Here is a 12547-nt window from a genome sequence, read left to right on the forward strand (position 1 = left end):
GAAGGTCCCGGAGGATCTTCCCAGGGGGGCGGTCGGGGGTCTATAGTCGAAAACTAGCAGTGCTAATTAAAGGGAGTTCCACCGGCGCTGCGCAGGTCCGTGATCCACAGCGTCGTAGGTCAGGAGTACCAGCCGTGCGTCCCGTCCACTTCGCGGCCGCCCGCCGCACCCCCATCGGCAAGCTGCGCGGAGCACTGTCCTCCGTGCGCCCCGACGATCTGGCCGCGACCGTGATCCGCCACCTGGTGGCCGACGTGCCCGCGCTCGACCCGGCCCGCGTGGACGACGTCTACTGGGGCGCCGCCAACCAGGCCGGCGAGGACAACCGCAACGTCGCCCGCATGGCCGCCCTGCTCGCCGGGCTGCCCGACTCCGTGCCCGGCGCCACCGTCAACCGGCTGTGTGCCTCCGGACTCGAAGCGGTCACCGCCGCCGCCCGCGCCATCGCCGCCGGCGAGGCCGACATCGTGATCGCCGGCGGCTCGGAGTCGATGAGCCGCGCCCCCTTCGTCCTGCCCCGCCCCGACGAGGCCCTGCCGCAGCGCGTCGAGACCCACGACACCCGGCTCGGCTGGCGGCTGGTCAACCCCGCCATGAAGGAGCTGCACGGCCTGCTCTCCATGGGCGAGACCGCCGAGGAGGTCGCCGGGCGGTACGGCATCTCCCGCGCCCGGCAGGACGAGTTCGCCCTGCGCAGCCACCAACTCGCCGCCGCCGCACGCAAGAACGGCCACTTCGACGACGAACTCCTGCCCGTCGAGCGGCCCGACGGCGTCGTGGTCGAACAGGACGAGTGCGTCCGCGAGGACACCTCCCTGGAGAAGCTGTCCCGCCTCAAGCCGGTCTTCCGCGCCGACGGCACCGTGACCGCGGGGAACGCCTCGCCGATGAACGACGGCGCGGCCGGCCTCCTGCTGGTCGGCGAGGAGGCGTTGAACGAGCTGGGCCTGGAGTCCCTCGGCCGCTATGTCGCCGGCGCCTCCGCCGGCGTCCACCCCGACGTCATGGGCATCGGCCCGGTCCCCGCCACCCGCAAGGTGCTGGCCCGGGCCGGCTGGGAGACCGCCGACCTCCAGGAGGCCGAGTTCAACGAGGCGTTCGCCGCGCAGGCCCTCGCCTGCGTCGACCAACTGGGCATCGACCCCGAACGGGTGAACCCCACCGGCGGCGCCATCGCCCTCGGCCACCCCCTCGGCTGCTCCGGCGCCCGCATCCTCACCACCCTGCTGCACCGGATGCGGCGCACGGGCGCGGAACGCGGGCTCGCCACCATGTGCGTGGGCGTGGGGCAGGGGAGCGCGGTGCTGGTCGAGCGGCACTAGGTCCTCTCTCTCGGATCAGGCCGGCTTCGGGAGGCGGTGCCTTTCGGCCGACCGCGACGCCGGCAGGATCCGAAAGAGGGCCCGGGGGGCCGCAACGGGGGCCCCGCAAGGGGATCACACGAGCCGCAGCAAGGGAAACGGAGCACCACCGCATGGCCACCCTGTCCGTCGCCACCATCCTCGCTGAGAACGCCCGGCGCCGCCCCGGCAGGACCGCCCTCGTCGAGGGCGACCTGCGGCTCACCTTCGCCGAGGTGTGGCGGCGGGCGCTGGCGCAGGCCGGCGCGCTCACCGGTCTCGGCGTACGGCCCGGCGACCGGGTCGCCCTCATGGCGCCCAACACCGCCGAGTTCCCGGTGGCCTACTACGCGATCGCGGCGGCGGGCGGTGTCGTCGTCCCCGTGCACCTGCTGCTCTCGGCCGGCGAGGTCGAACACGTCCTGCGGGACAGCGGGGCCACGCTGCTGCTGGTCCACCCGGCGCAGGCGGAGACCGGCGCGGCCGCCGCCCACGCCACGGGCACCCGAGTGGTCACCCTGGGCGCCGAGTTCGAGAAGCTCGCGGCCGACGCCGAGCCCCTCCCGTCGTACGTCACCCGGGCCGTGGACGACCCCGCCGTCGTCTTCTACACCAGCGGTACGACCGGTGTCCCCAAGGGCGCCGTCCTCAGCCACTTCAACCTGGTGATGAACGCGACCGTCAACGCCTTCGACGCCAACGACATCCGCCCCGACGACATCGCGCTCGGCGCGCTGCCGCTGTTCCACGCCTTCGGCCAGACGGTGTCGCTCAACTCCACCTGGCGGGCCGGTGCCACGCTCGTGCTGCTGCCCCGCTTCGACGCGGCCCGGGCCATCGAGCTGATGGTGCGCGAGGGCGTGAACACCTTCCAGGGCGTGCCGACCATGTTCGTCGCCCTCACGGCCGCCGCCGCCGACGCCGACCGGCTCCCCGCGCTGCGGGTGTGCGTCTCCGGCGGGGCCTCGCTCCCGGTCGCCGTGCTGGAGCGGTTCGAGGCCGCGTTCGGCGCGAAGATCTACGAGGGGTACGGGCTGTCGGAGACCTCGCCGACCGCCACCGTCAACCAGCCGGTGTTCGGCACGAAGCCCGGCACCATCGGCCACCCGCTGTGGGGCATCGACGTGGAGATCGCCCGCGCCGAGCTGGAGGGCCGGATCGAGCTGCTGCCACCCGGCGAGCTGGGCGAGGTCGTCATCCGCGGCCACAACGTCTTCTCCGGCTACCTCGGCCGCCCCGAGGCCACCGCCGAGGCCCTGGTGGACGGCTGGTTCCGCACCGGAGACCTCGGCACCAAGGACGACGAGGGGTTCCTGCGGATCGTCGACCGCAAGAAGGACGTCATCATCCGAGGCGGCTACAACGTCTACCCCCGGGAGGTCGAGGAGGTCCTGATGCGCCATCCGGAGATCGCCCAGGTCGCCGTCATCGGCCTCCCCGACGACCTGCACGGCGAGGAGGTGTGCGCCGTCGTCGTCCCCGCGCCGGGCGCCGCCCTCGACCCCGCCGCGCTCACCGAGTGGTCCAAGCAGCACCTGGGCAGGCACAAATACCCGCGGCGCGTGGAGATCGCGGACGCGCTGCCGCTCGGGCCGAGCATGAAGGTCCTCAAGCGGGAACTGCGGACGCGGTACACGGGCTGCTAGGCGGTTCCCGGGGCGCCGAGCGGTTCACGGGCCGCGGGGCCCGCCGGTGAGACGCCGGTTACGCCGGAACCATGCATGCGCATAGCATCGGTTTCTCCATGAACACGATGACGCTCTGGCACGTATCCGGCTGGGGGTTCGCCGCGCTCGCCTGCGCGGCCCTGCTCGTCGGCTTCTCGAAGACCGCGGTCAGCGGGGCCAACACGGTCAGCCTCGCGGTCTTCGCCGCGGTCCTGCCCGCCCGTGCCTCCACCGGCGTACTGCTGCCCGTGCTGATCGCCGGTGACGTGCTCGCCGTGCTCACCTACCGGCGGCACGCCCACTGGCCCACGCTGTGGCGGCTGTTCCCGGCCGTGGCGGCGGGCGTGGTGGCCGGCACGCTGTTCCTGGTGTGGGCCGACGACGGGATCGTACGGACCTCGATCGGCGCGATCCTGCTGCTGATGGCCGGGGTGACCGTGTGGCGCCGGCGCACCGCCGAGGCCCCGCGGGCGCCGGAGGCGCTGACGAGCCGGGCGGGCCGGATGAAGGCCCGCTCGTACGGCGTACTCGGCGGGTTCACGACGATGGTCGCCAACGCGGGCGGGCCGGTGATGTCGATGTACCTGCTGTCCGCGGGCTTCCGCAAGCTCGGCTTCCTCGGCACGTCCGCGTTCTTCTTCCTCATCGTGAACGTCTCGAAGGTGCCGTTCAGCGCGGGCCTCGGACTGATCGACGGGCGCTCACTGCTCCTCGACGCCGCGCTCGTGGTGTTCGTCGTGCCCGGCGCGCTGCTCGGCAAGTGGGCCGTGCACCGGATCGACCAGCGGCTCTTCGAACAACTCGTGATCGCGGCGACGGTCGTGGGCGGCCTGCAACTGCTACTGCGGTAGGCCCGCTGCCGGACCCGGCCCCAGGAGCGCCGGGACGTCCGCGAAGGAGTCCACGACATGGTCCGGGATGCCGGTCGCCTGCTCGTGCGTCTCCGGCCGGTACTTGCCCGTCCGCACCAGCACCCCCGTGAGCCCGGCCCGCTGCGCCGCGAGCACGTCCGACTCGATGTCGTCGCCCACCATCAGCGCCTGCCCGGCGCCCACCCCCAGCCGGGCCAGCGCCGCCTCGAAGAACGCCCGGGACGGCTTGCCCGTGACCTCCGCCGCCACGCGCGCCGCCTGCTCCAGCCCGGGCAGGAAGGCACCCGAGTCCAGCTGGAGCCCGGCCTCGGTCCGCCAGTACAGGTTGCGGTGCATGGCGACCAGCCGCGCGCCCCGCTGCAACTCGGCGAAGGCCCGGTTCAGCGCCGCGTAGTCGAACCCGGGCCCGGCACCGCCGATCACGACCACGTCGGCGCCCTCCTCGACCAGCATGACGTCACCCAGGTCGGCGGCGATGTCCCCGCTGTTCAGGAGCATGCAGCGGGCGCCCGGGAAGTGCGCGGCGAGATGGGCGGCGGTGATCGCGGGCGCGGTCAGCACGTCCTCCGCGCCGACCTGGAAACCGGCGTCCGCCAGCGACTCGGCGATCGACGCCCGGGTCCGTGACGTCGTGTTGGTCACCAGCACCACCCCGAGCCCGGCCGCCCGGAGGGCACGCAGCGCCGCCACCGCGCCGGGCAGCGGCTTCCACGACACGGTGAGAACCCCGTCGATGTCGACCAGCACGGCCCGTACGGGCGTCCTGTCCTCCATGACCCGACGGTACCGTCCGGGCTCGTTCAGTGCTGTGACCGCTCGTCGCGTGCGGGACGCCGGCGCAGCAGGTACGTGTCCATGATCCAGCCCTTGCGATCGCGGGCCTCCGCGCGCAGGCGCTCGATACGGGGGCCGGCCTCGGCGATCGGGCCGGAGACGAGGATCTCGTCCGGGGTGCCGATGTAGGCGCCCCAGTAGATGTCCATGTCCTCCCCGGCGTACCGCCGGAAGGCCTGGTGCGCGTCGAGCATCACGACCACGTCGTCCACGCCCTCGGGGAAGCCCTCGGCCAGCCGCCGCCCGGTGGTGATCTGCACCGGCCGGGCGACCCGGTTCAGGCCCGTACGGTGCCGGGCCACCAGCGCGGAGACACTGCTGATACCGGGCACCACGTCGTGCGCGAACTCCACCGCGCCCCGCTCCCGCACCTCCTCCAGGATGGCCAGCGTGCTGTCGTACAGCGACGGATCCCCCCACACCAGGAAGGCACCGGTGCCGTCCTCGTCCAGCTCCTCGGCGATCAGCCGCTCGTAGATCCCGGCGCGGGCGCTGCGCCAGTCCCCGACGGCCGGCGAATAGGCCGCCCCGCCCGCCTTCCGGTCCCGCTCCGGATCCCGGGCCTCCACCACCCGGTACGACCCCTCGGGCAGATGCGCGTCGAGGATGTCCCGGCGGAGCCGGGTCAGGTCGCTCTTCACCTCGCCCTTGTCGAGCAGGAAGAACACGTCGGTGCTCCGCAGCGCCTTGACCGCCTGCAGGGTCAGCTGGTCGGGGTCGCCCGCGCCGATACCGATGACATGAATCTTTCGCACCCCCCGAGTCTGCCGTACGCCGGGCTACCGCCCTCGGGCAGGGAGGGACCCAGGAGGGCGCGGCCCGGGGGCCTCGGGGATGCCGCGGGCGCCCTCGGATCAGGGGCCCAGTCGAGGGGCCTCGGCTCGCGGGTCCAGCGGGGGCACCCCCTGCTCCACCCGGTCGGCCAGTCGGCGTGCCCAGCGGGTGAGGCCCGGCAGGTCGAGGCCGTACGGGCGGTCCTCGCCCCGGCCGGTCTCCCACTCCTCGACCGCGTCGGCTCCACGCCGCAGCAGCCGGGCCCCGCCGACGGCGTTCCCGCGGGCCGCGTGGGTGAGGCCCACCGCCAGCTGGGCCAGGCCCCGCCACAGCGGGCGCTCGTCCGGCGGACCCGACTTCCAGGCGTCCTCGAACACCTCGTGCGCGTGGAACGGCCGTCCCTCGGCCAGCAGCGCCTGCGCCTCGGCGACCGTCTCCTCCGGGGCCCGTACGACCCCCTCCGGCTGCCGCGGCACCCCTTCGGCACCGTACGGCAGCGGGCGTCCCAGCCCGTCCCGGGGCCGCGCGTTCCGGGCCCGCCCGGCCGTGTCCCGGTCCCTGGCATCCGATGCGCCCGTGTTCGTCATACCGCCGATTGTGCCCCGCCCGGCCCGGGCCTTCTTCGGCGCACCCCTCGGCGTGGGGTAAAGTGCTGTCCGCGCGATCACGCGGGACACCGCGGGTGAGGGCAACGGGACGTGGCGCAGCTTGGTAGCGCACTTGACTGGGGGTCAAGGGGTCGCAGGTTCAAATCCTGTCGTCCCGACTGGAGACAGTCGCAGATCAGGGCCGGTTTTCGGAGGCATCCGAAACTGGCCCTCGCGCATTCCTGCGGAGCTCGTCTATATCGCCGCCTTCGCCCTCGAAGCGGGCACCTCGATGATGGAGTGGATGGGCGGCGACTTCCCGCCCACCTGGATTTACTCGCCCGACGGCCTGATCGTCTACGACGTCCGCGACGGCTAAGAGGTCGCGCAGACAGGCGGTCGGCAGACGGGGACAGGCACGGTTCCGTGATCACCAAGTTGTGACGTGCTGTGACCACCGGAGGCTGCGTGCCTGTGCTGCCGTCATGGCTGACCGAACCGCTGTGGGGACGGCTGTGGTGTTGGCGGTATCCCGGCGGTGACTGCGGGCGTCGACGCTTCGTAGCCGGGAGCGGCTGCTCGGAGGGCGGTGGTCAGGTAGCGGTGAACGATGTCCAGTTCGCCCGGGGTGAAGTCCTCGGCCGCCTCGACCAGGTTGGCGATGAGCGGGCCGAAGAAGGACCGGCCCAGTTCCACGGCTTTCTGCTCCACCGTCAGTACGACGCGTCGTCGGTCGTTCTCATCACGCCTGCGGCGGACGAGCCCCGGGCGCTCCAGCCGGTCGAGCAGGGCAGTGGTGCCGGCCGAGTTCAGCCGCAGCGCCGCACCGAGTCGTCCCGGGGTGAGGTCGGTACCCGCCCGGTCGGCGTCAAGCAGATGGATGAGGGCCCGCAGATCGGTCGGGTGCAGACCGTTTCGCGCGGCGAACTCGGCGCCGCGCAGATCGAGTTCCACGGTCACTGCGCGCAGTAGATGGACCAGCCGCATCGCGGGGTCGATGTCATCACTCACCGGGCTAGTATCTCGCCAAGCGAGATACTTGGTCAACGAGACGATTCCCCGGGGGTTCACCGTGTCCTCATCCCAGGAGTTCTTCGCCGCTTACGACGCACTGCTCGCCCGCTGGCCCACCGGTACCGCCGAGATCGACGTTCCCACCCCGTACGGGACAACCCGGGTCCACGCCTACGGCCCCGCCGACGCCACTCCGGTCCTCCTTCTGCACGGCGGCGGTTCCACCGGCGCGGTCTGGTTCGCCAATGCCCCGGCTCTTGGCACGCACCACCGGGTGCTGGCCGTCGACATCCTGGGCGACGCGGGACACAGCGTCCCCGGCGGGCGCCCCCTGCGCACAACCAACGACCTGATGGCTTGGTTGGACGCGCTGCTCGACGGCCTCTCCGTCCCCCGCACGCACCTGCTGGGCCACTCCTACGGCGGCTGGATCGCCCTGACCTATGCCCTGCACGCAGCGCGACGGGTCGATCGGCTGGTACTGCTCGACCCGACCCAGTGCTTCGCCGGCTTCCGCCCGGGTTTCCTGCTGCGCTCGCTGCCGGTACTGCTCCGTCCGACGCGAGCCCGCGCACACGCCTACCTGGACCGCGAGACCGCAGGGACCGACACCGACCTCGGCTGGAAGCGGCTCTACGCCTTGGCGGTCTCGGGCTTCGCGAACCGGAAACTGGTCGTCGGCCGCCGCCCGGACCCCACGGCACTGAGCGTTCCGCTCCTGGTCCTTCTCGCCGGCCGCAGCGACGCCCATGACGCCGCCAAAGTCGCAGCCTGCGCCCGCAAAGCCGTACCGGACGCCCGGATCGAGATCCTCGCCGAACTCACCCACTTCGCCATGCCCACCGCCTTGCCCACCGAGACGAACCACCGGATCGCCGACTTCCTGGCAGACGGCCAGGAGAAGCAAGCCGCCCCAGGCGCGGTGTGAAGGATATGAAGCGGAGCGGACTGCACTGAGGCCATTCAGCAGCTCGGTCGAAGAAGGCGTCAACGACCTCGATCCGGCGTTCATAGCAGCGGCGAGTCGTGCGCGAGCCCTAAGCCAGCAGGACCTCGCCGAAGATCGTCCCGGCCAGCACGACGTACACGGCGCAGGCGACGTAGTTCAGCGTGGCCGTCGCCTTGGTCGAGTCGACGAGGCGAGCATGGAAAAATCCCGACAGCACTCCGATGGATCCGTAGAGGATGACCTCCATCACGACGTCGATCGCCCCGAGCATGGCCATCTGCACTTCGGGGTTGTCCGCACTTCCGATGAACTGCGGGAGCACCGCGAGGAAGAAGAGGATGATTTTCGGATTCGTCAGGCAGACGACGACACCTCGCAGGTACCACCGGCCCGCCGTGACACCCCCGTGTCCACTGATCGCACTGCGCGCGTGACGCATCGTCACGTATGCCAGCCACAAAAGGTAGGCGGCGCCCAGCACCCTGACCGCGTCGAGTACTGAAGGGTGCGACCGGGCGATCGATCCCATCCCGGCGACGACGGCGGCGGCATAGATGCTCATGCCCGTACCGATGCCGAGGATGGCTTTGACCGCGGCCCGGCGCCCCCCTTCGAGACCCACTGCCAGCATGTAGGCCATATCCGGCCCGGGCGGACCGAGGAAAAGCAGGATCACCGCGATGTAGCCCGGCAGTACCGTCACGTCCACCATCGTCAACGACCTCCGGACCTGGCGTGGGGTGCGGGGGCTCCCAGGTGCCGGCCGTGATCACTCCGGGACGATGTGCGGCGGCCGGCGGCCGGGCACCTGATGCTGGCCTTGGAGGGTGTCATGAGATCTCCGAGTCGACGTAGAACCACCTTAGCCGGTTCTACCATGGCCGCATGCCGGGAGCAACCGGCTGAGCCGGTTCCGGGTTCGGTCATGGTTGTCCGGTGTGGCTTGGTTGCACGCGAAGCCCCTGGTGGGCGCGGGTGATACTGGTCGCAAACCCGCCCACCAGGAGCTTCGCCGCTTCCCCGGACCGTTCAGGAACGCGGGGTGAAGGTGAGGGGCAACCGCTTCGCCCCCGTGTTCCCGGAGTCGGGCAGCCACTCGGCGCCCTCACCTATGCGCAGATCGGTCATCCGCGTGGCCAGTGCCGTCAGGGCGACGTTCATGTCGGCCCTGGCGACGAAATGCCCCAGGCAATGGTGTATGCCGCCGCCGAACGCGAAATGGGGCGAACGGTCGGCGTCGAGGTCGATACGGTCCGGATTTTCGTACTCGGCCGGATCGGTGCCCGAGGAAAGGGTGAACAGATGGACTGTGGTGCCCTTTTCGATCGTGCACCCCTTGTGCTGGAACGTCTCGGCCGCCTCGCGCGAGACCCATCGGCCGATCGGGTTGACGCGTAGGACTTCCTCGACCGCCTTGACGGCGTAGCGGTCGGGGTCGGCGGCCAGTTTCTCCCACTGGTCCGGCTGCTTCGCGAACGACTGCACGGCCAGGGCCAGCTGATTGCGTGTCGTGTCGATCCCGGCGAATATCAGCAGGAGGATGAGGTTGATCAGCTCCTGGTCCGACAGCTTGCCGTCGTCCTCGTCCCTCGTTTCCACCAGGGTGCCGAGAATGTCGTTGCGCGGCGACTCCCTCCTGCTCCTCACCAGGAACTCCGCATACCGGGTCAGTTCGGCGACGGCCTCGTCGATGCGCGCGATGTTCTCCTTGATGGAAATGCCGATACTGAGCCCGATCGTGGAGGCCAGCTGGTGGATCTTGTCCCAGTCACGCTCGTCCACGCCCAGCATCATGCACAGGATCCTGGTCGAGTACGGTGCCGCGAATCCACTGGTGAACTCCGTTCGCCCCTCGTCGATCCATTCGTCTATCAGGTTGTCCGCCAGGGCGCGGAAGCGCGGACGCAAAGGCTCGATCCGGCGCGGCGAGAACGCGGGATTGACCAGGCGCCGGATCCTGTGATGCTCGTCGCCCTCCAGCACGAGCAGCGTCTTGCGCCACCAGTCGGCGAAGAGCCCGTCCGTCACTCCGTGCTGCGAGGGCCACTTGGCCGACCCCTGCGTCAGGTGCGGGTTCTTCAGCAGGAAGTTGCTGTCCTCGTAGGAGAGGACGGCGATACCCCAGTCGGTCTGCGCGTACCAGTCCGCGGCTCGTGCCTTCCGCATCTCCTCGGAGTCCATGCGGAAACTGTCGTCGTTCATGTCGATGTACACAGGGGCGGATTGCTGCACCATGGCTAACGTCTCCCAATCGTGAAACAAGGTGCCCGTCAAGGCCGCGTCGGTCGCCGATGCCCGCCCCCGCACCGAAACAGCGGCCACGGGGGCGGGCAAGGGATCAACCGGCGGTCAACGGGCCGATGCGGTAGAGGACCTCGTCGTGATGGCTGTCGGGGAAGAGGCTGCTGGGGAACAGCACGCGCGTCTCGACGTGGGCCGAGTGCTTCTTGGCGAACTGCTTGAGCACCATCAGGATCGCCTTGTTCTCGGCGGAGACCGTGGCCTCGACGTAACGGGCGCCCCGGGCCACCTGCCGGTCGGCCGCGGCCTGGAAGAGCTTCACCCCGAGGAAGGGGATGCCGTGGCGCGGATTGACGGCGGTCTGCCAGACGAAGTAGGTGTCGGGCTCGTCGGGGCGCCGGTAGCCGGTGAGGAAGCCGACGATTTCGTCGTTCACGGTCGCGATCAGCGACCCGTCGGTGAAGTCCCGGAACCACAGCGTGTAGTAGTAGATGCTGTTGGAGTCCAGGCCGGGGGTGTTCTCCACCAGTTTCCACACGGCGGTGGCGTCCTGGGGCGACGGTGCCCGGAAGACCGCCTGCTTCGTCGCGGTGGTGCGCTGGTCTGCGCCGGCTGCGGGGTTGGTGCTGGTCGTCATGGTCAGACCGCCTCGGTCTCTGTCGGCAGCGGGTGGGCCGTCATGGCGGGGTGGATCCCTTCTGCGTGGGGGGTACCGGGCGCGGTCATGCCGTGTCGTAGACGGCGCGTTGTACGAGGCGCAGCCCCTGATCGAGTTCGTCGCCGGTGATGGTCAGCGGGGGCAGCAGCTTGACGACCTGGCCGTACGCACCGGAGGTCTCGACGAGCACTCCGAGTTCGAAGGCCCGGCGTGCGGCGCGGCCGGCGTGCCGGGGGTCGGAAAGCTCCAGGCCCCACACCATTCCGCGGCCGCGGTAGGCGGATCCGCTGTGGTGCGCGGCGGTGTCGCGCAGCGCCGCCTCGATGGTCTGGGCGTGTGCCAGGGTCTGCTGCTTCAGCTTGTCGTCGGCCCAGTAGGCGTTGAGGGCGGCGGCGGCGGTGACGAACGCGGGATTGTTGCCGCGGAACGTGCCGTTGTGTTCGCCCGGCTCCCAGACGTCCAGCTCCGGGCGGAACAGGCAGAGCGACATGGGCAGTCCGTACCCGCTGATCGATTTGGAGACGGTCACGATGTCCGGGGTGATGCCGGCCTCCTCGAAGGAGAAGAACGCCCCGGTGCGGCCGCAGCCCATCTGGATGTCGTCGACGATCAGCAGCATGTCGTGCTGCCGGCAGAGCTCGGCGAGGCCGCGCAGCCACTGCGGGCGCGCCACGTTGATGCCGCCCTCGCCCTGGATCGTCTCCACGATCACCGCGGCCGGCTTGTCCAGCCCCGATCCGTGGTCCCCGAGCAGGTGCTCGAACCACAGGAAGTCGGGTGTCTTGTCGCCCATGTAGTGGTCGTAGGGCATGGGAGTGGCGTGCACGAGCGGTACGCCGGCGCCGGCCCGCTTGAAGGCGTTGCCCGTCACGGCCAGCGACCCCAGCGACATGCCGTGGAAGGCGTTGGTGAAGGAGACGACCGTCTCGCGCCCCTTGACCTTGCGCGCCAGCTTGAGGGCGGCTTCGACGGCGTTGGTGCCCGTCGGGCCGGGGAACATGACCTTGTAGGGCAGGTCACGCGGGCGCAGGATCATGTTCTGGAAGAACTCGAGGAACGCGCGCTTGGCCGTGGTCGACATGTCCAGACCGTGGGTGACGCCGTCGCGCTCCAGGTAGTCGAGCAGGGCGCGCTTCAACACCGGATTGTTGTGGCCGTAGTTGAGGGACCCGGCGCCGGCGAAGAAGTCCAGGTACTCGTGCCCGTCCTCGTCGTACATCCTGCTGCCCTGCGCCCGGTCGAACACGGTCGGCCAGCTGCGGCAGTAGCTGCGTACCTCTGACTCCAGGGTCGTGAAGACGCTCAGGTCGGGCTGGATCAGTGTCATGCCGATACCTGCTCGGGCCGGGTGCGCAGGACGAAGTCGGTGAAGGTGTCCACCGAGACGAAGTCGTCGGCGTCCAGGTCCTCCGGGTCGACGACCAGGCCGATGGAGTCCTCCAGGGCCATCAGCATCTCCAGCATGGTGGTCGAGTCGAGGTGCAGGTCGTCGAAGAGCTTCACCTCGCCGGTCAGACCGGTGACGGGGCGTTCGAGGACGTCGGTGAGGGCGTTCTCCAGGGCGGTGACGACGTTCTGGCGATCCATGGTGATGTCCTTGTGTGGGGTGAG

General features: G+C 70.4%; 13 protein-coding genes and 1 tRNA gene. 5 read left to right on the forward strand and 9 right to left on the reverse strand.

Annotation, left to right across the window (positions count from 1 at the left end; translation table 11 throughout):
- Window positions 1-134 precede the first annotated feature (134 nt).
- From ACZ3ZD_RS11815 to ACZ3ZD_RS11825, 3 genes are all read left to right on the forward strand, one after another.
- The gene (locus ACZ3ZD_RS11815) at window positions 135-1322 is read left to right on the forward strand and encodes a thiolase family protein (RefSeq protein WP_467395611.1); all 1188 of its coding nucleotides are present in this window, start codon (window positions 135-137) and stop codon (window positions 1320-1322) included.
- A gap of 152 nt (window positions 1323-1474) precedes the next feature.
- The gene (locus tag ACZ3ZD_RS11820; protein ID WP_467395612.1) at window positions 1475-2986 is read left to right on the forward strand and encodes a long-chain-fatty-acid--CoA ligase; all 1512 of its coding nucleotides are present in this window, start codon (window positions 1475-1477) and stop codon (window positions 2984-2986) included.
- 98 nt (window positions 2987-3084) lie between these two features.
- Window positions 3085-3858: a sulfite exporter TauE/SafE family protein gene (locus ACZ3ZD_RS11825; protein WP_467395613.1), complete on the forward strand. Its 774-nt coding sequence runs from the start codon at window positions 3085-3087 to the stop codon at window positions 3856-3858.
- Here ACZ3ZD_RS11825 and ACZ3ZD_RS11830 read toward each other — a convergent pair.
- The 3 genes from ACZ3ZD_RS11830 to ACZ3ZD_RS11840 all read right to left on the reverse strand — a co-directional run bounded on the left by ACZ3ZD_RS11830 (window position 3847) and on the right by ACZ3ZD_RS11840 (window position 6074).
- Window positions 3847-4653 (reverse strand): HAD-IIA family hydrolase, encoded by an 807-nt coding sequence (locus ACZ3ZD_RS11830; protein WP_467395614.1) that lies wholly within the window; start codon window positions 4651-4653, stop codon window positions 3847-3849. The two genes, ACZ3ZD_RS11825 and ACZ3ZD_RS11830, sit on opposite strands and share 12 nt — an antisense overlap.
- 26 nt (window positions 4654-4679) lie before the next feature.
- Window positions 4680-5468 carry a precorrin-6A synthase (deacetylating) gene (gene cobF, locus ACZ3ZD_RS11835; protein WP_467395615.1) on the reverse strand — a complete coding sequence of 263 codons (789 nt, stop codon included), beginning with the start codon at window positions 5466-5468 and terminating at the stop codon, window positions 4680-4682.
- A gap of 99 nt (window positions 5469-5567) precedes the next feature.
- Window positions 5568-6074 (reverse strand): DUF309 domain-containing protein, encoded by a 507-nt coding sequence (locus ACZ3ZD_RS11840; protein ID WP_467395616.1) that lies wholly within the window; start codon window positions 6072-6074, stop codon window positions 5568-5570.
- Window positions 6075-6179: 105 nt separating this feature from the next.
- On the opposite strand from ACZ3ZD_RS11840, the gene ACZ3ZD_RS11845 reads away from it, so the two are divergent.
- A tRNA-Pro gene (locus ACZ3ZD_RS11845) sits at window positions 6180-6253 on the forward strand.
- Between the two features lie 304 nt (window positions 6254-6557).
- Here ACZ3ZD_RS11845 and ACZ3ZD_RS11850 read toward each other — a convergent pair.
- Window positions 6558-7061, reverse strand: a complete 504-nt coding sequence (locus ACZ3ZD_RS11850; protein ID WP_467395828.1) for a MarR family winged helix-turn-helix transcriptional regulator — start codon at window positions 7059-7061, stop codon at window positions 6558-6560.
- A gap of 85 nt (window positions 7062-7146) precedes the next feature.
- Between ACZ3ZD_RS11850 and ACZ3ZD_RS11855 the strand changes: the two genes are divergently transcribed.
- Complete coding sequence (locus ACZ3ZD_RS11855; protein ID WP_467395617.1) at window positions 7147-8016, forward strand: alpha/beta fold hydrolase; 870 nt, start codon at window positions 7147-7149, stop codon at window positions 8014-8016.
- A gap of 109 nt (window positions 8017-8125) precedes the next feature.
- Here the strand turns inward: ACZ3ZD_RS11855 and ACZ3ZD_RS11860 are convergent, their stop codons facing one another.
- From ACZ3ZD_RS11860 to ACZ3ZD_RS11880, 5 genes are all read right to left on the reverse strand, one after another.
- Window positions 8126-8749 carry a LysE family translocator gene (locus ACZ3ZD_RS11860; protein WP_467395618.1) on the reverse strand — a complete coding sequence of 208 codons (624 nt, stop codon included), beginning with the start codon at window positions 8747-8749 and terminating at the stop codon, window positions 8126-8128.
- Between the two features lie 317 nt (window positions 8750-9066).
- Window positions 9067-10359: a cytochrome P450 gene (locus ACZ3ZD_RS11865; RefSeq protein WP_467395619.1), complete on the reverse strand. Its 1293-nt coding sequence runs from the start codon at window positions 10357-10359 to the stop codon at window positions 9067-9069.
- Window positions 10360-10375: 16 nt separating this feature from the next.
- The gene (gene ectA / locus ACZ3ZD_RS11870) at window positions 10376-10915 is read right to left on the reverse strand and encodes a diaminobutyrate acetyltransferase (RefSeq protein ID WP_467395620.1); all 540 of its coding nucleotides are present in this window, start codon (window positions 10913-10915) and stop codon (window positions 10376-10378) included.
- Between the two features lie 85 nt (window positions 10916-11000).
- Entirely contained in the window at window positions 11001-12263 is a 1263-nt protein-coding gene (ectB, locus tag ACZ3ZD_RS11875; protein ID WP_467395621.1) for a diaminobutyrate--2-oxoglutarate transaminase, read from the reverse strand.
- The gene (locus tag ACZ3ZD_RS11880) at window positions 12260-12523 is read right to left on the reverse strand and encodes an acyl carrier protein (RefSeq protein WP_467395622.1); all 264 of its coding nucleotides are present in this window, start codon (window positions 12521-12523) and stop codon (window positions 12260-12262) included. The genes ectB and ACZ3ZD_RS11880 overlap by 4 nt, the downstream gene beginning before the upstream one ends.
- Window positions 12524-12547: the final 24 nt, after the last annotated feature.

This window comes from Streptomyces sp. NPDC023481 (assembly GCF_055560195.1).